Here is an 18,376-nt window from a genome sequence, read left to right as displayed (position 1 = left end):
CCGAACGGCCGCCGAGGTCACGATGCTAGACCGTTTCGCGGAGCCGAGCGGGCCAATCGTGCTCGGCCCCTTCCGAAGGCGCCGCCCCCGGCCCGACCGCGGCCGGCGTCGCCGGGCGGCGCTAGACTTGCTTCCCGTACGCCTTGGCCTGCTCGCGCGCCTGGGCGATGAGGCCGCGCAGCCGGGCGTCGTTCCCTGCGAGCTCGGCAGCGCGGTCGAACTCCCCGATCGCGCTCTTGGTGAGCCCCGCGGCCGCGTACGAGAGCGCGAGCGTCAGCCGGTACTCCACCGAGGTGGGCACGAGCTCCACCGCCCGCCGTGCGAACTCCACCGCCCGCCGCGTGTTCTCCCCGGCCTGGAGCGTCGCGTAGGCGACCCGCTCGTGCGCGCCGGCGTCGTCCGGGCGACCGTTGCACACCTTCGCATAGCTCAGCGCCGCATCGACCCAGCGCCCGGTCTGTGCCTCGTAGTGGGCCTGCTTGAGGTAGCCGTCCGCCAGCGCCACCGCCGCGAGGCGCTGCACGTCGGCCGACGCGCTCTGGAGCGCGGCGTCCTCGGGCGCGAGCGACGCGGCGATCCGGAACGCGTTGGCCGCCCCCGCGTAGTCGTTCCGGTCGAGCGCGGACCGAGCCGCCTCGGCGTGCCGCGCGATCTGGTTCCGGAACGCCTCGTTGCGGGCGGAATCGTAACGCGCCTTGAGCGCCTCGACCGCCCTCATCGACTCGGGCGATCGGACGCCGCCCGGGACCCTCGACACCGCCACCGCGGCGGGCGCCGTGACCGCCGCTGCGGCAGGCGCCGGGGCCGCCGCTGCGGCAGGCGCCGGGGCCGCCGCTGCGGCAGGCGCCGGGGAGGGCGCGCCCGCCGGAGCGCGCCGCAGGCCTCCGGTGAGCTTGCGCGCGAACGTCTCGCGCCGATCCTTCGCGCTGGGAGCGGGCGCGGCGGGCGAGCCGACCGACGCGCTCCGCGCCGGCGCGCCTCCGCGGTCCGGCGAGCTCGCCGCGTAGGACGGCTGCGCCGGCGCCGCTGCGCGCGTGAACGCCGCGGCGGGGGCCTGCTCGGCGGGTGGGCGTTCGGAGGAGTAACGTCCGGGCGAACCGGCCACGTCGTGCGGATCGGCGAACGCAGCGCGCACCGAGGCGTCGACGGCGGTGGAGATCGTGGCGATGTCGCGGGGCGTCTGCTCGATCAGCGCCGCCATCGCCCGGTTCTTGTGGGTCTGCTCGAGGTACCCGTCGTACTCGGCGCGCCGCTGCTTCGACGTCAGCGTGTCGTGCGCCAGCGTGATGCGCGTGAAGAGGGCCTCGATCTTCTGCTTGTACGAGCCGAGCTGCTTGCGGAAGTAGGTGTCCGGATGGAACTCCGGCGCGAGCTGGTAATAGGCGCTCTTGATCTGCTTCTTGTCCGCCTGGTCCGAGACGCCGAGCAGCGCGTAGTAGCTGAGATCCTCGATCCGATAGTAGAGGTCGAGGATCCGCCGCTTCCGGTCGGGGGCGAGCTCGACCGGCTCGTCCAGCTCGGCAGGATCGTAGAGCGGCAGGGAGTCCACCTGCTGGAGCGCGTCGCGGCCGAGCGGGACGGACTCGCCCCCGGACGACGTCGGCCGCTCCGGATCCGCCGCGGCCCCACGCCGCGCAGCGTCGGCCGCGCCCCGCGGCGGAGGCGGGCCAGAGGGCTCGCCGTCCAGGAGGATGGCGCCGAAATCACGCAGGCGGCGCAGCGCCTCGACGGTGTCGCCGTGCGACATGCCCGTGATCAAGGACAGATCCCGATCGGTCAGGACGCCGTCGATCCGCGACAGGAGGAACACGTCCGCGGGTTTCAGCGGGAGCGACTTGAGATCGTACCCGGGTTTCGGCCTTGGTACACGGAGCGTCATCGAGTCGGGCAGCGACGCCCTCCCGCCGAGTCTAACGAGGAACGCGCGCCCGTCGCAATTGGAGACCACGGCCGGGGCGCGCTTCAGCGCGGCTTTTCCTGGGCGCCCTTCAGGGCCTCGGTGATAACGTGATCCTGGATCGAGATCGCCCGCTCCAGCAGGCCGACCGCGCGCGCGCGGGCCTGCGCCGCCGCCGCGCGATCCCCCTTCTCTTCCAGCGCCTTCGCGCGGCGCTCCTCGACCACGCCCGCCACTTCGTAGAGGTGGCCCTCGTAATGAGAGGGCGCCGGCGCCAGCCTGAGGCCCGCGTCGATGTCGCGCGCCGCGGCGTCGAACTCGCCGGCCTCACCCCGGAGCTCCGCCAGCCGGGCGTAGGTGTCCGCCGTCACCTCGGCGACCTCCGGCGGCGCGCCCGGCGGCCTCGGCGCTGCGATGATCCCCTCGATGGCGCGGATCGCGGCGGCGCGATCGCCCGCGCCGAGCGCCACGTCGGCGGCGTGGTGCGCCGCGCGCGCCCTGGAGAGAAAGGCGAGCAGCGTGGGATCGACGATCTGCGCCGGGGCGCACGCGCACGCCGGATCGCCCGGGGCCGCGCCGGCGCGCGCACGCTCGTCGTCCCGGGCGCACCCGAGGTGCGCCGCTATGAGGAACCCCAGGCAAGCGACGACGAAGCGAGGGCTCCGCATCAGCGCACCCCCCACGCCGCATAGCGGTTCTGGCGCAGATCGGACGCGCGCGCGGCGGCGATGCGATCGATCCGCTCGGTCTGGCCGCCCTCCCTCGGGAACGGCGCGACCGGATCGAAGAGCGCGGAGGTCGAGCGCGCCTCGATCAGCGAGGGCAGCGGCGCGGGCGGCGCGCCGTCGTCGCCGGGCGCGCGCGCGACAGAGGCGCGCTCTTCCCGGATCTGGCCGAAGATCAACGCGGCGGCGGCCGCCGCCGCGGCGAGGGTCGAGAGCGCCGCCATCGTGACCGGCGCGATGCGCCGGGCGCGATGCGCGGGCGAGGCGCGGAGGGCCCCCTCGACGAGCGCGCTGTTCCGGAGCTCCGCGAGCGGCGCCGGACGCCACGCGGCCCGGAGCGCGACGGCGAGCTCCGCGAGCTCGTCGCGCGCGCCGGGCGAGGCGAGCTCCCCGTCGCCGCCGGAGCCGCCGCCCCGCCCGGGCCCGCCCCAGCCGGCGGCCCCTGGATCGAGCGCCTCCCGCAGGCGCTCGGCGGCGCGCCGCTCGGCCCTGGTCGGCGGCGCGTCGTCGTCGCCGAGCGCGCGCGCGAGCAGCGCCTCGTGGTCGGCCCTGTCGAGCCCGACAGGCCGAGCTGCGGCCCGGAGCGTCTCCGCGAGCGGGACCTCGCCGCGATCGAGCGCCTCCGCGAGCTCGCGCGCGGCGCGCGGCTCGTCGTCGGACGCCGGCGCGAACGGCTCCGCCTCGGGCGAGACGAGCGCGAGCTGCCGGCCGCGCTCCGGGCCACCGCGGCGCTCCACGGGTCCGTTTCCGGTCGACGAGGGGCGCGGATCCGAGGGCCGCCGCGGCTTCATCGCGCCCCTTCCTTATGCTCCGCGCGCGGCGCGGTGACCCCCGCGGCGAGCACCTTCTTCAGCGCGGTCATGGCGCGGTGCAGGACGACATCGAACGTCGCCACGCTGACCCCGAGCGCGAGGGCCACCTCGTCGCGGGGCCGCTCCTCGAGCACCCGGAGCCGGATCGCCTCGGCGTAGCGCGGGTTGAGGCGCCCGAGCGCGTCATCGACCCGCGCCCGCGCGTCGGCGAGGTCGCGCTTCTCGCAGAGCTCGACCTCGCCGCGGGCGGTGAGATCGGTCTCGGCGGCGTCGATCTCGCGCTGCAGATCCTCGGGCTCGAAGAGCGCCTCGCGGCGTCGCGCGCGGAGCATGTCGAGCGCGATCCGCAGCGCGATCACGCGGAGCCAGGGGTAGATGCCGCAGCTCTGCCACTGGAACTGGGAGAACCGCTCGACCACCCGCGCGTAGGTCTCGGCGAGGGCGTCCTGCGCGGCCGCGTCGGAGCCGAGGCGGGGCAGCAGCACCGCGCGGTACAGCGCAGGCCCGTACCTGCGGAGCAGCTGGCCTAGCGCGGCACGATCGCCCTGCGCGGCGCGATCGCATTGCAGGCGCTCCGCCTCGAGATCAGGCCTCGCTGCTGCCACCGCCGTCACAGCGGCGACGATACCCGGACGTGGGACGGTTCGCACCGAAGTCCGCCTTGCGCCCGCGGCGGGACGGCGCGCCCCGCGGCCGTCGAGGAACACGGGCGCGCCGCCGGGGTGCCGCCGCGCGCCACCGCGCGGGCGCCACGCGGCGGCGGGGACCGAGCGCGGGAGGGCTGCCGCATTCACACCTCGACAACGGCCCAAAGCCGTGGACCTTACGGCCCGGAGCCTCCACATTGTGCCGGCCTCGACGCGGAGCGTTCTCCGTGAAAGGAAGCCCTCGTGACCCTCGATACAACGTTCAGGTCTCGCGCACGCCCCGGGGTTGGGCGGCGCGTCGGGACCGGCCTGTGACGGCAGGGCCGTCCGGCGAGCGGCGGCGCTCGCTGAATTGCGCGCGCTGCGGCGCCCTCAACGGGAGCGACTTCAGCCGATGCATCCGCTGTGGAGCGCCGCTGCTCCTCCCATCGGCCCGCGCCGTGCCGTCGAGGGGGCCCCTCGATGGGCGGAGCCTGCTCGCGACCAAGATCCTCGGCGGGCTCACGGCGTTCGTATTCGTCGGGCAGATGGTGGCCGCGCACTCCCGCGATCTCGGCCTCCTCTCGGCGTGGGACAGGTCGAACTACCTCCGCTTCGGCGCGCTCCTCGTGGAGCCAGGAGAGCCGTTCGAGCCGTTCCGCCTGCTCTCCGCGGTCTTCGTCCACATGGGCGTCCTCCACTTCGGCATGAACATGATGACGCTCGGCATGCTCGCCCGCGCCGCCGAGCCCGCCGTCGGCTCGGCGCGGTTCGCGATCGTCTACGTCCTCACGGGCCTGTTCGGCTTCATCGCGAGCGCCGCCTGGAACCTCTTCGTGCAGCCCGAGGCCGTGTGCACGGCGGGCGCGAGCGGCGCGGTGTTCGGCGTGATGGGCCTCCTGCTCGGCTGGCTGCTCCGCCGCCGCGACCCGCGCTGGAAGGACCTGGCGCTCCAGGCCGTGTTCTACATCGTCCTCTTCGGCTTCGTCGTGAACGCGTCGAACACCGGCATCCGCATCAACAACGCGGCGCACATCGGGGGCCTGGCCAGCGGCGCGCTGCTCGGGGTGATCTACGCGGGCCCGGCGCGGATCCGGTTCGAGGGCGTGATGAACGCCGGCGCGCTCGCCGGCGTGCTCGCCTGCCTCGCCGCGCTCGGGCTCGCCCAGCGCTCGCCGCTCTGGCGTGCCACGGAGTCGATCGACGGGCTCTCGCGGATCGAGGCGCCCGCACGCGAGGAGCGCGACGACCCCGGGGCGGCGACCGGGGCGGGGTCGCCCGCGCCGGACGGCCCCTGACGAAGCGTGACGCTGATTGCCGCGCCCTGCCCGAACGTCTAAGCGCCATCCTCGCATTCACGTGGGGGCGGGCCTGTCCGTCCGTTCCCTCTCAGGAGACGTCATGGTCCGAACCTCATCGCGCATCGCCTCGTGCGTGCTTGCCGCGTCTCTCCTCGGCGGCTGCCACGTCACCATCCAGAGCGGCAGCAAGTCGGCCGAGACGTCGCCGCCGCCCCCACCTCCCCCCGCCAAGACCGCCTCCCGGTCGCGCAAGCCGGCCAAGCCGGATCCGGAGCCGGCGCGCCGCAAATCCCCGAAGTGGCGCCTGCCCACGCACAACGCGCCGCGCATCACCGCCCCGAACGTGTTCGGCAACGGGGAGAGCGGCGCCTTCCGGGGGCTCGCCTACGTGATCCCCGAGAACAGCCGGAAGCTCCCGAGCTTCGACGGGCTCGTGCCGTTCGCTGTGCTGTACACGGACAAGTTCGAGGTGAAGTCGCAGGACTTCTCCGCCGGCTTCCCGGGAGCGCTCGCGCAGAACGAGTGGTTCGCCCTCCGCTTCGAGGGGGAGTTCAAGGCGCCGCAGGAGGGCATGTACCAGTTCCGGCTCACCGCGGACGACGGCGCGATCCTCTACATCGACGACAAGCGCGTGCTCGCGAACGACGGGGGCCACAGCGCGAAGAGCGCGGACGGCGAGACGCGGCTCACCGAGGGGACGCACCGGCTGCGGCTCGACTACTTCCAGGCACAGCGGGGCCAGGTCGCGCTCCTGCTCCAGATGGGCCAGAAGGACAAGCTCGAGCCGCTCGTCGGGCTCCGTTGACGAAGGACCGCGCCGGCCGGCCGACCGGAGCTCGGCCAGCGCCGTCCGGCGCGGCGCGCGGCGGGCTGACGCGTGCCCGCGCACGCCACGGCGCCCCCGATCCCCTTTTCGTGTATCGTCGCCGCCGCCCATGGCGTCGGTGAACCCACTGTCGCGCGAGCTCGTATTCAAGATCGTCTATTACGGCCCCGGCCTGGGCGGCAAGACGACCACGCTCGAGTACCTGCACGCCACCGCGAAGCCCGAGTACCGCGGTAAGCTCGTCTCCCTGGCGACGCCGGTCGACCGGACGCTCTACTTCGACTTCCTGCCGGTCCGACTCCCGCAGCTGCGCGGGATGAACGTGCGGCTCCAGCTCTTCACGGTGCCGGGGCAGGTCTACTTCAACGCGACCCGGAAGCTGGTGCTCACGGGCGCCGACGGCATCGTGTTCGTCAGCGACTCGCAGGCCGTTCGCGCTGACGCAAACGTGGAAAGCCTGGAAAACCTGCGCGACAACCTGGCCGAGCAGGGGCGGGGGCTGCAGCACATCCCGCTCGTCTTTCAGCACAACAAGCGCGATCTGCCGGATCTGCTCCCCCTGGAGGAGCTCGACGCGATGCTGAACCCGTTCCGCGCCGTCTCGCTGGCCACGTCGGCGAAGACGGGGCTCGGCATCTACGAGGGGCTCGAGGAGATCAGCGCCGCGGTGCTGCGCGCCTTCGAGAGCCGCCTGCCCGACGCGATGGGCAGCGGGCTCGGCGGGTTCGACGCGATCGAGGGCGGGCTCGTCACCGCGCTGCGCGACGCGTCGCCGCCGCCGTCGGCGCAGCTCGATGCGGTGATCTCCCGGCTCGCTCCGCCCAGCAAGCCGTGGTCGACGATGCCCCCGCACTCGACGATCGACGAACCGGGCGAGGGCGAGGCCGCGCCCGGCGCGACCTCCTCGCCGGGTCTCGACGTCCCGCCGCGCAGCACCGGCGTCAGGGATCCGGTGAGCCGCGGGATACCGTCGTCGCTGCGGCTCGCCGCCCGGAGGCTGGCCGCATCGGCGGAGGCCCCGGCGACCGCGCGCGCGGATGGACCGTCCGCGGCCACGAGGCACCTCGCCCAGCCGGGCCTCTCGTTCGTGGCGCTGTGGCCGACCGCCGAGCGCGAGGTGGTCGCCGAGATCGAGGCGGCCATCGCCGCCGAGCGGTACGCCGTGGCGCTCAATCGCTGCGACGCGCTCGTCGCGGGGATCCTCGACAAGGCGGCGGAGCTCGCCGGCTCGACCGACGCGCCGCGCGACGCCGCGACGGTGCCGGCGCTGCTCGGCCTGGACGGGCGCCGCTATCTCGGCTTCCGCGCCGCGGTCCGGAGAGCGCGCTCCGGCAGCGAGGTGACCGAGCGCGACGCGCTCAAGGCGTTCGCGTTCGTCATCGAAGCGCGGCTCGCCGAAAGCGCGATCTGACGCGGCGCTGGTGCGAGGGCAGCCCCGCGGCCGTCACAGGCGATCGAGCGAGGCGACGCCGGAGTAGCGGCGCATCGACACGCTCATGAGCAGCGCGATCGCGACCATCACGGTGGTCACGCTCGATCCGCCGTACGAGAACAGGGGCAGCGTGACGCCGACGACCGGCAGCACGCCCGACGTCATGCCGAGGTTGATGACCGCGTGCCAGAAGATGATCGCCGCGCAGCCGACGCCGAGCACCGCGCCGAAGCGGTCCTTCGCCATCGACGCGATGCGGATCCCCCACACGACCAGGAACGCATAGAGGCACACGAGGACCACGCACCCGACGAACCCCCACTCCTCGGCGAAGACCGGGAACGGGAAGTCGGTGAACTGGTCCGGCAGAAAGAGGAACTGGTTCTGGGTGCCCCGGAGGTACCCGTTGCCGAACAGCCCGCCGTTGCCGATCGCCACGCGCGAGTGGTGGGCGTGCCAGCCGCGGTGCAGGAGGTCCTCCTCGGGGTGGAGGAACACGAGGACGCGGGCGCGCTGGTAATCGAGCAGCACGTACTCCCAGAGGATCGGCACCGCCACGAGGATGGACACGACGAACAGCGCGGCGCTCCGCCAACGCACCCGCGTGACCGCCGCGATCGTCAGGAAGACGAACACGAGGATGGTCGCCGTCCCGAGATCGGGCTGCTTGAGCACGAGGAGCGCAGGGACCGCGGTCAGCGTCGCCGGGATCGCGAGATCGCGGAGGGTGCGGCCCTCGTTGCGCGGATCGTCGTGCAGGAACTTCGCCAGCGCGATGACCAGGAACACCTTCATGAACTCGCTGGGCTGGAAGCGGAACGCCCCGAACTCGATCCACCGCGCGGAGCCGCGCACGTCGCGCGCGAGCACGAAGACGAGCGCCAGCGAGAAGACGCCGAACGTGTAGAGAACGTAGCCGAGGCGCTCCAGGTGCCGGTAGTCGATCGCGATCAGGACGCCGCCGATGATGCCGCCCATGAACAGCCAGTAGACCTGGCTGATGTAGAGCTCCGCGCGCGAGCCGGAGTAGACGCTCGTCGCGCTGTAGAGGTTGACGACGCCGAGCACCGCGATCGACACCGCGGCGATGAAGAGCGGCCAGTCGAAGTGGTCGCGATCACGCGCTGAGAGGGAATCGCCCCGGATCATGGCGTGCGCCCCGACGCGGCGGGCGCGCGGCCCGCGCTGCTCTTGCCCGCGCGCGGCCCCTCACTGGGGCCGCCGCGCCGCTCCTTCGCGAGCTCCTGGTACGCGCGGACGACCTCGAAGGCGACGGGCGCCGCGTGCTTGCCGCCGGCGCCGCCGTGCTCGACCAGCACGACCACGGCGACCTCGGGCGCGCGCGCCGGCGCGTAGCCGGCGAACCAGGCGTGCTCGCGGTTGAAGTACCAGACCCGCTCGGCCTCGACGCCGCGCGTGAGCCGGTGCGAGACCTGCGCGGTCCCGGTCTTGCCCGCCATCTCGACGCCGGCGACGCGCGCCTTGAACGCCGTGCCGCCCTCCTCGTTCACACCGGCGACCATCGCCCGGTGCACGAGGGTGAGGTTCTCCGGCCGGATGTCGATCTGGCGGCGCACGCGCGGCGTGAACTCCTGGACGACCGTGCCGGCGCTCGTCTCGACGGCCCGCACGATCTGCGGCTGGTACAGCGTGCCGCCGTTCGCGAGCGCCGCGTACGCCAGCGCGAGCTGGAGCACGGAGACCGTCGTCGCGCCCTGGCCGATCGCCGCGTTCAGGCCGAACCCGAGGCGGAACTGGCCCTTGTTCCGGAGCGTCATCCACGCCCGAGTCGGCATCCTGCCGCCCGCCTCCGCGTTGATGCCGAGCCCCGTCCGCGCGCCGAGCCCGTAGCGCTGGCCCATCTCGGCGATGACGTCCATGCCGACGCCGTACTCCGCCGCGAGCCGGTAGAAGAAGACGTTGCACGACTCGGCGATGGCCTTCTGCATCGCGACCGGTCCGTGCACGTGCGTGCACCGGAAGGTGCGCTTGCCGAACGTGAGCGCGCCCCGGCACCGCGAGGACTGCCGGGGATCGATGAGCCCCTTCTCGAGCGCCGCCAGCGCGGTGAACGGCTTGAAGGTCGAGCCGGGCGGGTACGCTCCGGAGAGCGTCTTGTCGAGGGCGGGCTTCAGCGGATCGGAGTAGAGCCGCCGGAAGGCGTCGCGGATGACCTGCTTGCCCGAGCCGCCCGAGAGCGCGTTCGGGTTGTAGCCGGGCTTCGAGTAGAGCCCGAGGATCCTGCCGGTGCGCACGTCGATGACCGCGACGCCGCCGGCGAGCTCGCCGCGCATCGCCTTGTCGATCGCCTTCTGGATGTCGGCGTCGAGCGTCAGCCGGAGGTCGCGCCCGGGGATCGGGTCGACCCGCAGCGGCTCCTCGATGATCCCCTCGCCGCCCGTCCGGCGCCGCCCCTTGGCGTCGACGAGCACCTTCTCCCAGCCGCGCGTGCCGCGGAGGTAGCTCTCCCAGGCGCGCTCGATCCCGGTGACGCCGATGCGGTCGCCCTCGATGTAGCCGACGCTCCGGAGCGACGCGAGCCGCTCGGCGTCCACCTCGGCCATGTAGCCGAGGACGTGCGAGCCGACCTCCTCGTACGGGTAGTAGCGCACCGGGACCGGCACCACGTCGACGCCCGGCAGCTCGGCGTCATGCGTCGCCAGGGTCGCCACGGCGTCGCGCGAGATGTCCTCCTTCAGCAGGATCTGCTGGTTCTTGCGCGGGCCCTCGTCAGCGCGGATCGAGGTGATGAGCGCCTCGAGCCGCGCGCGCTCCTCGATCCCGACGCCGAGGTACTCGACGATCTTCGGCCAGGTCGTCTCCATGTCGAGGCGCCGCGGGACGACGTACACGTTGTACGAGGGCCGGCTCGCCGCGAGCACCTTGCCGTTCTTGTCCCGGATGATGCCGCGCGTGGTCGCGAGCGTCACCCGCCGCACGATGTTCTCCCGGGCGATGGCCATGTTCTCGTCGGCCTCGAGGATCTGGAGGTAGAACAGGCGCCCGATGAGCACCATGAAGCCCACCACCATGCCGAGCGCGATCCACCGGAAGCGCCGGCGGAACTCGCTCACGTCGGAGCGCTGGACGAGGAGGCTCACCGCGGGCTCTCCCCCGGCCGCGGGACGTTGATCGTCGCCTGGTGCACGCGCTCGGCCAGCGCGAAGACGAACGGCGCGAAGAGCGCCGTCGAGACCGCGTGCGGCGCGACGAGCAGGGCGAGCGCGCGGGGGCGCGCCGCGTCGCCCCCGAAGATGGCGGTGAGGATCACGATGAGCACCCCCTCGACGAGGCCGAAGACGAAGGCCAGCGCGATCTTCGTGAGGAGCGTCTGCGCGGCGAGCCGCACGCCGGCCGCCCGCGACACGACGAAGGTCGCCACGGTGATGAAGGTGAACAGGCCGACCGGCGCGCCGGTGAAGAGATCGAGCAGGTAGCCGAGCAGGAAGGCGAGCGCGGCGCCGCGCGCGATCGAGTACTCGTGCACCCCCATGAACACGACGAGCGGCAGGAGCAGGCTCGGCGTGGAGCCCGGGATGTTCAGCTTGCCGATGAGCCGGAACAGGTTCGACTGAACGATCAGCAGGGCGGCGCCCATCGCCAGGAACGCGGAGTTTCTCATCGCGTCACCTCCGCTGCGCCTGCGGCGGCGCCTCCTCCGGAGGCGTCGTCGTCACGATGAGCACCTCCTCCAGCCGGGAGAAATCGACGGCCGGGGCGACGTAGACCTGCTGGTAGATGCCGAAATCGCGGCGGACGACCTGCGTCACGGTCCCGACCGGGATCCCCTTCGGAAAGCGCCGGCCGACGCCGCTGGTCACGAGGAGGTCGCCGACCTCGATCTCGTCGGTGCGCTGCACATACTCCACGCTGCAGGAGTACTTGCTCTCGTCGCCCGTGCCGCGGACGAAGCCGCGCGCGCCGGTGCGCTCGACGACCACATCGACGCCGCTGCCCCCGTCGACGACGAGCCGCACGTCGACCGTGTCGCCGGCGCTCTTCAGCGTCGTGCCGACCACGCCGTCCGCGGAGAGGACCGGCAGGTTGGAGCCGATGTCCCGCGCCTCGCGGTCGAGCGTGACGCGCACCACGCGGAAGAAATCGTTGGTGCTCTTGCCGACGACCTGGGCGCTCACCACGTCGGTGCGGAGGCTCTGGCGCAGATCGAGCAGCCTGCGCAGGCGCCGGTTCTCCTCCTCGAGCGCCTCGAGCTTCCGCACCCGCTCGCGGAGGCGGGCGATCTGCGAGGCCTGCCTGGCGTTGTCCTCCTTGACGTCGACCAGGTAGATGTAGTCGCCCCAGAGGTTCGAGAGGCCGCGCGCCAGGGTCGCGGCCGCGTACTGGATCGGCGCCGCGAGGCCGATGATGATCCGGTCGGCCCCCGTGTTCTGCTTGGGGTCGCGCATGCTGGCGCGCAAGAACCAGAACGGCACCGCGAGCGCCAGCAGCACGATCACGAAGTCGCGGTAGCGTTTCAGGTTCACCGTGGCTCCCGGACCCAGGTAGTACGGGGCGACCCGCGAGGCCACCCCTGTCGTCGCCGCGCGGCGCCCGCCCCCGCGAGGCGCGCGCCGCAGCAGAGCCCCGCCGGCAAGCTCACGGGCGGGGCACGAGATCAGACGTCAGCTGATCGTGACCTCTTTCAAGAGCTCGAGGTGATCCAGCGCCTTGCCGCTGCCGAGCACCACGGCGCTGATCGGGTCGTCGCACACCATCACGGGCAGCCCCGTTTCCTCGCGGAGGAGCACGTCGAGGTTCTTGAGGAGCGAGCCGCCGCCGGTGAGCACGATGCCCTTGTCGACGATGTCGGCGGCGAGCTCCGGCGGCGTGCGCTCCAGCGCGATGAGCACGGCGTCCACGATGGCGTTCGTCGGCTCGCTCAGCGAGTCGCGGATCTCGTCGGAGTTGACGACGACCGTCTTGGGGATGCCCGCGACCATGTCGCGCCCCTTGACCTCCATCGTGAGCTGCTGCTCGAGCGGGTACGCGTTGCCGACCGTGATCTTGATGCGCTCCGCGGTCTGCTCGCCGATGGCCATGTTGTACTTGCGCTTCATGTAGGCCATGATCGACTCGTCCATCTTGTCGCCGCCGACGCGAACGCTCTGCGAGTAGACAATGCCGGCGAGGGAGATGACGGCGACCTCGGTCGTGCCGCCGCCGATGTCGACGACCATGTTGCCGCTGGGCTCGGTGATCGGCAGCCCGGCGCCGATCGCCGCCGCCATCGGCTCCTCGATCAGGTAGACCTCGCGCGCGCCGGCGCCCTCGGCGCTCTCCTTCACCGCCCGCTTCTCGACCTCGGTGATCCCGAAGGGGACGCAGATGATGATGCGCGGCTTGACGAGCGTGCGGCGGTTGTGCGCGCGCGCGATGAAGTACCGGAGCATCGCCTCGGTGATCTCGAAGTCGGCGATGACGCCGTCGCGCAGCGGCCTCACCGCCTGGATGTTGCCCGGGGTGCGCCCGAGCATCTCCTTCGCCTCGCGGCCGACGGCGAGCACCTTCTTGCCGCCGCGAGCATCACGCTGGACGGCGACCACCGAGGGCTCGCATGACACGATCCCCTTGCCCTTCACGTAGATGAGGGTGGTGGCGGTGCCGAGATCGATCGCGAGATCGTTCGAGAACAGGCCGTAGAGCCAGTCGAAGATCATCGCTTCGCCCTAGAAATGAACAAGGTTAAGCCGAGCACCGCGAGGGCGCAGAAGCCTGACCCGAGGCCCGCAAGAGCGGGCCCGGCGGCAGCAGCCAGCAGTGCAGCGTGGCCTAGCCCTTCGAGATCTTGCCTTCTTTGTGCTCGGTGTGCTTGCGCTCGGTGGGGCAAAATTTCTTGATGACGAACTTCTCCGTCATCGTCCGCTTGTTCTTCGTCGTGTGGTAGTTCGCGCGGCCGCAGGTACCGCACGTCAGCTTGATGATGTCGCGCATCGGAGATCTCCGAAGACGGGGCCGATCTGTTTCACAGACGGCCCTGGTTGAACCTAGGCGCGGGCAGCACGGGAGCGCTGGGACCGCAACCGGCAGGGGACCAGTGGACGTGAGCGGGCTCAGCGACGCCCGACCGCCCGTCTGGAGGGCGCCTACCCTACGAGAAACGGTGCAGTTGTCAACCGGGAGAGCTCATTCGTCGTCCCAGTCGTCACCCGTGCGACCGCGATCCCAGTTCTGTTTGTTGTTGCTGCGCTTGCCGGCAGCGCCGGGGGCACCGCCACCAGCACCGGGAGGGCCGTCGCCGTCGTGTGCACCGCGCCGCCGGCGATCGTCGAACGTCTTGCGCGCAGGAGGCGGAGGCGCGCCGCCGCCAGGGCCGCCCGCGAAGCCGCCGCCGCCGCCGCCGCCGCCGGGGAAGCCACCGCCACCGCCACCGCCGGGGAAGCCACCGCCACCGCCGGGGAAGCCGCCGCCGCCGCCGAAGCCGCCGGGGCGCTGCTCGCGCTCGGGCCGCTCGCCCTTCGGATGAGCGAGGTTGACGACGAGGCGCCGGCCACGCACGTCCACACCGCGCAGCGCATCGATCGCGCCGCGCGCCGCCTCGGCGCTGGCCATCGTCACGAAGCCGAACCCGCGCTTGCGACCGTCAGGGTCCATGGGCAGGTGGACCCGCACCACCGGCCCCGCGCCCGTCGAGCCGATCAGCCCCTCGACCTCCTCGACGCTCGCGTCATAGGGGAGATTGCCGACGTAGAGGGTCCGATCGGGCGCTCCGGCCGGCCCGAGGCCCGCACCGCCGCCCCCGCCGCCGCCGCCGAGACCACCGCCGACGCCCGGCGGACCGCCGCCAGGGCCCATCGGGCGCCCCTCGCGCCTCGGCGGCTCGGCCTGGAAGGGGCGGACCGAGATGGACTTGCCGCCCTGAAAGGACCCGTCGAGCGACTCGCGCGCGGCGTTGGCTTCGCCGGTTGTCGAGAGCGTGACGAAGCCGAAGCCGCGCGGACGACCTGTCGCGCGATCTTTCGGAAGACTGACCTCGACGACGTTGCCGCCGGTGGCCTCGAAGAGCTGCCGCAAAACGTCTTCGGTGATGGAGTCGGGCAAGCCCGCCACGAACAACTTACGCGAATCTTCAGCCATTGTAGAAAAACCTGGGGTTGGCCCCTGCGTTCCCTCTTATTTGGTCCACTCGCTCCGTGATCGATGTCGATGATGCGGAGCGTTCCGCGAGCGCGCCTCGATCGACCCCGCCTTCGGCGGAAGGGGCAACCGAGCTCAATCGAGCGAAGGTCGGCGGGCCGACCCTCTGGTGCAAACTCCACCCCACGATATCTAGCGCCCCTGGCGCGTCAAGGGACCCGCCACGGGCGAGCGAGCCAAAAGCAGGCCCGTAAGGAGCGGTCCCGGGTCCCCCCAACGCCAGAGGCGCAGCTCCGGCGGACCGGGCAGCCGCGCCGCCCCCCTCCGTCACAGGCGGGCGGCGCCGGACATGGGCGTCGGGAAGACGCAGCGCTCGGGAGGGCTGCGTCTTCCAGCGCTGGCCGCATCATGAGGGGATCGCGCGATGTCGTTCTGTCCGACACGACCGGACGACGGCGCGCAAGCAACTGAAAACACAGTGAATTTTTGCGACACCGCGAGACGCGCGGGCCCCGATGCGCCTTCCCAGGAAGCCAAGGGCCGCCTGGACGACTGGCCTTGCGAGGGCGCCATTCGCCGCTTCTGCTGCATGGCAGCGCCGGAGGAAGGGTTCGACGGCCGGGGCGCACGAGGCCCGCAGGGCGCGGCTCGGGGGATTACCGATTGACCCGGGCGCGGGACGCCCGGGGCTCCTCGGTTTCGTCGCCCTCATCGCCCCCTTCGTCGTCGTCGGACGCGTCATCGTCCGCGACGCGCGGAGCGCCGTTGAGCGGGCCCACCCCGGCGCTCGACGGCTCGCCGCGCGCCGCCATGCGCAGGAAATAGATGCCCACCGCGAGCAGACCGAAGCAGGCCCACTGCGCGGGGGTGAGGCCGCCGTAGCGCGGGTCGCCGCCGACGAGCGTGCCCTCCCGCTCGCGCAGGAAGTCGAGCCCGAACCGCACCGGCGCGTACGCGGTGCACATGATCCCGATGTAGAACCCGAGAGGACGGTGGGGGTTCCGGCGCCAGAGCACCGCGAACGCGATCGCGAGCGGGATCGTGAGCAGGCACTCGTAGAGGCCGAGATCGAACCGGCCGATGTGACCGTTCCCGAGCGGGTATCGGACCGCGAACCACGCGTCGGAGAGGCGGCCCGGGTGATCGTGGACCGACGCGCAGCCGGCGCGCCCGAAGACCCACGCGAGCGGAAACGCGCTGCTGACGACCTCGGTGTAAGGCAGGATCTTCTCGCGGCGATAAAAGCGCCAGGAGGCGGCGCCGATCAGCGCGCCGGTGAAGCCGCCGAAGCTCGACAGGCCGTCCCAGAGCGCGAAGAGGTAGAGAGGATCGCGGGCGACCCGCTGCGGGTGATAGAAGATCGCATCGAAGACGTGCCCGCCGATGAAGCCGGCCGCCACGACCCAGAAGATGAACTCGCCCATCTTCTTCTCGTCCAGCTTCCGCTCGCGCGCGTGCCGCGTGGCGACCACGGCGCCGATGTAGACGCCGAGCGCCACCAGCGTGCCGAACGGCTTGATCGACGGCGGCTTCGCCGGATCGATGAGCTGGCCCACGAGCGGGATGTGCTCGAGGAACGAGAGCGGGATCTCGGGGAGATCGATGTAAGGGATCAGGGGGCCGGACACGCCGCTCCCCCTAGCGCAGCGGCGATGCGAAAGCCATCCGCCGTCAACGACGCCGGAGCGACACCGGTCGTCGACGGCGCGCGCGCTCCGCGCGGCGCCGACGGACGCGGGCTCGAGGGCCGCCCGCGCTCGAACGGCCGCGGCGTTCGCGGGCAGGCCCCGCGAGATGACCACGCCGGCGTCATCAAGAGTTCGCCATTCGCCGGGGAGAGGCGTAAATCTGCCGCATGAGCCGCTCCCCCGTGCGCGTCGCCACGCTGACGCTCAGTGATACCCGCACCCTCGACGACGACGAGGGCGGACAGCTCCTCGGCGAGCTCCTCAAGAAGGCCGGCTTCACCGTGGCGTCCCACGCCGTCCTCCGCGAGGAGCCGGAGCTCCTGCGAGCGGCGATCGAGCAGATCGCGAGCGCAGGGACGGCCGACGCGATCGTCACGACGGGCGGGACCGGGATCGCGCCGCGCGACCGGACCGTCGAGGCGCTCGCGCCGCTCTTCGAGAAGACGCTCGACGGCTTCGGCGAGGCGTTCCGGCGCCTGAGCTGGGACGCCATCGGGCCGAACGCGATCCTGTCGCGCGCCGCCGCGGGCGTCGCGCGAGGGCTCGTGGTGATCGCGCTCCCGGGCAGCCCGAAGGCGGTGGAGCTCGCCGTCACGCAGCTCATCGGCCCTGTCCTCGCGCACGCGGTCGCGCTCGCGTCGGGCACGGGCGGCCATCACCACCGGCACACACAGCACACAGACAGCACCCAGGACAAGGAGCAGCGCGGATGATCCCCTTCGAAGAGGCGCTCGCGCGGCTGCTCTCGGCCGCGGTCCCGGTCGGCCCGGAGCGGGTGCCGCTCGAGGACGCGGCCGGACGCGTGCTCGCCGAGGACATCGCGGCGGCCGACGCGATGCCCGCCTTCGATTACAGCGCGATGGACGGCTACGCCGTCGCATGGGCCGACCTCGCGGGCAGCGGGCCCTTCAGGCTCCCCGTGCGCGGCGAGAGCGCGGCCGGACGGCCGCTGCCATCGCTCCAGCCGGGCACGGCGTGCCGGATCTTCACGGGCGCGCGGCTGCCCCCCGGCTCCGACGCGATCGTGCCCCAGGAGGACGCAGAGCGGAGCGGCGACGAGATCACCCTGAAGGAGGCGCCGCGCGCCGGCGCCTGGGTGCGGCGCCGGGGCGCGGACCTCGCGGAGGGCGCCGTCGCGCTGCGCAGGGGAGCGCGCCTCACGCCGGGGAAGGTGGCCCTCGCGGCGGCGCTCGATCGACCGACCGTCCTCGTCGCGCGCCGCCCCGTGGTCACGTTGCTGTGCTCCGGCGACGAGCTGCGCGGGCCCGGCACGCCCGGCCCCGCCGGCACGGTCGCGGAGTCGAACAGCTACTTCATCGCCGCGACCGCGCGCGCAGCGGGCGCGGCGGTCCGCGTCGCGCCCTTCGTCCCCGACGACGCGGCGCGCGCCGCCGAGGCGGTGTCGACGGCGCTGCGCGGATCGGACCTTGTGGTGACCGTCGGGGGCGTGAGCGTCGGCGACCACGACGTGGTCCGCCCCGCCCTCGAGGCCGCGGGCGTGACGCTCGACTTCTGGCGCGTCGCCATCAAGCCGGGGAAGCCGCTCGCCGTGGGGCGCGCCGAGCTCTCGCGGAGCGGCGTCGTGCACGTGATCGGCCTGCCGGGCAACCCGGCCTCCGCCTCGCTCACCTTCGTCCTCTTCGGCGTGCCGCTCCTGCGCGCGCTCCAGGGCGACGCCGCGCCGCTGCCGCCCCGCGTGATCGTCCGCGCGGCCGGCGCGCTGCGGCGCCAGCCCGGGCGCGCCGAGTTCCTCCGCGCCCGCCTCGAGATCTCGAGCGGCGAGCTCGTCGCGCGCATCGCAACGAACCAGGCCTCGGGCGCGGTCACGAGCTTCGCCGAGGCCGAGGCGCTCGTCCTCGTGCCGGCCGATCAGGAGCGCATCGACGAGGGCGATCGCCTCGAGGCCATCCGCCTCGCCGAGATCTGATCTCGCGCGCGCCGTGCGAATGCGTGTTCGCATGGCGGCGCGCGGCGCGTCGCGTTGCCGAACGGCGG

General features: G+C 72.6%; 17 protein-coding genes. 5 read left to right on the top strand and 12 right to left on the bottom strand.

Annotated elements, in window-relative coordinates:
* Nucleotides 1–121: 121 nt before the first annotated feature.
* From WMF36_RS12015 to WMF36_RS12000, 4 genes are all read right to left on the bottom strand, one after another.
* The gene (locus WMF36_RS12015; protein ID WP_437579735.1) at nt 122–1,879 is read right to left on the bottom strand and encodes a J domain-containing protein; all 1,758 of its coding nucleotides are present in this window, start codon (nt 1,877–1,879) and stop codon (nt 122–124) included.
* An 83-nt stretch (nt 1,880–1,962) separates the two neighbouring features.
* Entirely contained in the window at nt 1,963–2,565 is a 603-nt protein-coding gene (locus tag WMF36_RS12010) for a hypothetical protein (protein WP_437579734.1), read from the bottom strand.
* A complete protein-coding gene (locus WMF36_RS12005; RefSeq protein WP_437579733.1) occupies nt 2,565–3,413 on the bottom strand; it encodes a hypothetical protein in 849 nt (282 codons plus the stop codon). Before WMF36_RS12005 ends, WMF36_RS12010 begins: the two co-directional genes overlap by 1 nt.
* The gene (locus WMF36_RS12000; protein ID WP_437579732.1) at nt 3,410–4,039 is read right to left on the bottom strand and encodes an RNA polymerase sigma factor; all 630 of its coding nucleotides are present in this window, start codon (nt 4,037–4,039) and stop codon (nt 3,410–3,412) included. Before WMF36_RS12000 ends, WMF36_RS12005 begins: the two co-directional genes overlap by 4 nt.
* A gap of 482 nt (nt 4,040–4,521) precedes the next feature.
* Between WMF36_RS12000 and WMF36_RS11995 the strand changes: the two genes are divergently transcribed.
* The 3 genes from WMF36_RS11995 to WMF36_RS11985 all read left to right on the top strand — a co-directional run bounded on the left by WMF36_RS11995 (nt 4,522) and on the right by WMF36_RS11985 (nt 7,598).
* Complete coding sequence (locus tag WMF36_RS11995; RefSeq protein WP_437579731.1) at nt 4,522–5,358, top strand: rhomboid family intramembrane serine protease; 837 nt, start codon at nt 4,522–4,524, stop codon at nt 5,356–5,358.
* A 103-nt stretch (nt 5,359–5,461) separates the two neighbouring features.
* The gene (locus tag WMF36_RS11990) at nt 5,462–6,166 is read left to right on the top strand and encodes a PA14 domain-containing protein (protein ID WP_437579730.1); all 705 of its coding nucleotides are present in this window, start codon (nt 5,462–5,464) and stop codon (nt 6,164–6,166) included.
* A gap of 130 nt (nt 6,167–6,296) precedes the next feature.
* Entirely contained in the window at nt 6,297–7,598 is a 1,302-nt protein-coding gene (locus WMF36_RS11985) for a GTP-binding protein (protein WP_437579729.1), read from the top strand.
* A gap of 33 nt (nt 7,599–7,631) precedes the next feature.
* Here WMF36_RS11985 and rodA read toward each other — a convergent pair whose 3' ends face one another.
* From rodA to WMF36_RS11945, 8 genes are all read right to left on the bottom strand, one after another.
* Nucleotides 7,632–8,768 carry a rod shape-determining protein RodA gene (rodA, locus tag WMF36_RS11980; RefSeq protein ID WP_437579728.1) on the bottom strand — a complete coding sequence of 379 codons (1,137 nt, stop codon included), beginning with the start codon at nt 8,766–8,768 and terminating at the stop codon, nt 7,632–7,634.
* Nucleotides 8,765–10,720 (bottom strand): penicillin-binding protein 2, encoded by a 1,956-nt coding sequence (gene mrdA, locus WMF36_RS11975; protein WP_437579727.1) that lies wholly within the window; start codon nt 10,718–10,720, stop codon nt 8,765–8,767. The genes rodA and mrdA overlap by 4 nt, the downstream gene beginning before the upstream one ends.
* Entirely contained in the window at nt 10,717–11,241 is a 525-nt protein-coding gene (locus tag WMF36_RS11970) for a hypothetical protein (RefSeq protein ID WP_437579726.1), read from the bottom strand. The genes mrdA and WMF36_RS11970 overlap by 4 nt, the downstream gene beginning before the upstream one ends.
* A gap of 4 nt (nt 11,242–11,245) precedes the next feature.
* Nucleotides 11,246–12,103, bottom strand: a complete 858-nt coding sequence (gene mreC / locus WMF36_RS11965; RefSeq protein WP_437579725.1) for a rod shape-determining protein MreC — start codon at nt 12,101–12,103, stop codon at nt 11,246–11,248.
* A 138-nt stretch (nt 12,104–12,241) separates the two neighbouring features.
* Entirely contained in the window at nt 12,242–13,276 is a 1,035-nt protein-coding gene (locus tag WMF36_RS11960; protein WP_061616521.1) for a rod shape-determining protein, read from the bottom strand.
* Between the two features lie 112 nt (nt 13,277–13,388).
* The gene (gene rpmG / locus WMF36_RS11955; RefSeq protein WP_437489944.1) at nt 13,389–13,550 is read right to left on the bottom strand and encodes a 50S ribosomal protein L33; all 162 of its coding nucleotides are present in this window, start codon (nt 13,548–13,550) and stop codon (nt 13,389–13,391) included.
* Between the two features lie 192 nt (nt 13,551–13,742).
* Nucleotides 13,743–14,693: an RNA recognition motif domain-containing protein gene (locus tag WMF36_RS11950; protein ID WP_437579724.1), complete on the bottom strand. Its 951-nt coding sequence runs from the start codon at nt 14,691–14,693 to the stop codon at nt 13,743–13,745.
* Nucleotides 14,694–15,349: 656 nt separating this feature from the next.
* Nucleotides 15,350–16,321 carry a prolipoprotein diacylglyceryl transferase gene (locus tag WMF36_RS11945; RefSeq protein ID WP_437579723.1) on the bottom strand — a complete coding sequence of 324 codons (972 nt, stop codon included), beginning with the start codon at nt 16,319–16,321 and terminating at the stop codon, nt 15,350–15,352.
* Nucleotides 16,322–16,548: 227 nt separating this feature from the next.
* Between WMF36_RS11945 and WMF36_RS11940 the strand changes: the two genes are divergently transcribed.
* Complete coding sequence (locus WMF36_RS11940) at nt 16,549–17,094, top strand: MogA/MoaB family molybdenum cofactor biosynthesis protein (protein ID WP_437579722.1); 546 nt, start codon at nt 16,549–16,551, stop codon at nt 17,092–17,094.
* The gene (locus WMF36_RS11935) at nt 17,091–18,308 is read left to right on the top strand and encodes a molybdopterin molybdotransferase MoeA (protein ID WP_437579721.1); all 1,218 of its coding nucleotides are present in this window, start codon (nt 17,091–17,093) and stop codon (nt 18,306–18,308) included. The genes WMF36_RS11940 and WMF36_RS11935 overlap by 4 nt, the downstream gene beginning before the upstream one ends.
* Nucleotides 18,309–18,376: the final 68 nt, after the last annotated feature.

Origin of the sequence: Sorangium sp. So ce887, assembly GCF_051521455.1 — a bacterium.
In the GTDB taxonomy this organism is placed as follows: Bacteria; Myxococcota_A; Polyangia; order Polyangiales; family Polyangiaceae; genus Sorangium.
The sequence above is the reverse complement of the archived record's forward strand: the minus strand, read 5'-3'. Positions and strand labels throughout refer to the sequence as shown.

Excerpts from the sequence above, each read along its gene's own strand:
- WMF36_RS11950 (WP_437579724.1), bottom strand. The coding sequence starts at position 14,693 with ATGGCTGAAGATTCGCGTAAGTTGTTCGTGGCGGGCTTGCCCGACTCC.
- WMF36_RS11935 (WP_437579721.1), top strand. The coding sequence starts at position 17,091 with ATGATCCCCTTCGAAGAGGCGCTCGCGCGGCTGCTCTCGGCCGCGGTC.
- WMF36_RS11970 (WP_437579726.1), bottom strand. The coding sequence starts at position 11,241 with ATGAGAAACTCCGCGTTCCTGGCGATGGGCGCCGCCCTGCTGATCGTT.
- WMF36_RS11990 (WP_437579730.1), top strand. The coding sequence starts at position 5,462 with ATGGTCCGAACCTCATCGCGCATCGCCTCGTGCGTGCTTGCCGCGTCT.
- WMF36_RS11960 (WP_061616521.1), bottom strand. The coding sequence starts at position 13,276 with ATGATCTTCGACTGGCTCTACGGCCTGTTCTCGAACGATCTCGCGATC.
- WMF36_RS12010 (WP_437579734.1), bottom strand. The coding sequence starts at position 2,565 with ATGCGGAGCCCTCGCTTCGTCGTCGCTTGCCTGGGGTTCCTCATAGCG.
- WMF36_RS12005 (WP_437579733.1), bottom strand. The coding sequence starts at position 3,413 with ATGAAGCCGCGGCGGCCCTCGGATCCGCGCCCCTCGTCGACCGGAAAC.
- WMF36_RS11940 (WP_437579722.1), top strand. The coding sequence starts at position 16,549 with ATGAGCCGCTCCCCCGTGCGCGTCGCCACGCTGACGCTCAGTGATACC.
- WMF36_RS11985 (WP_437579729.1), top strand. The coding sequence starts at position 6,297 with ATGGCGTCGGTGAACCCACTGTCGCGCGAGCTCGTATTCAAGATCGTC.
- WMF36_RS12015 (WP_437579735.1), bottom strand. The coding sequence starts at position 1,879 with ATGACGCTCCGTGTACCAAGGCCGAAACCCGGGTACGATCTCAAGTCG.
- rodA (WP_437579728.1), bottom strand. The coding sequence starts at position 8,768 with ATGATCCGGGGCGATTCCCTCTCAGCGCGTGATCGCGACCACTTCGAC.
- rpmG (WP_437489944.1), bottom strand. The coding sequence starts at position 13,550 with ATGCGCGACATCATCAAGCTGACGTGCGGTACCTGCGGCCGCGCGAAC.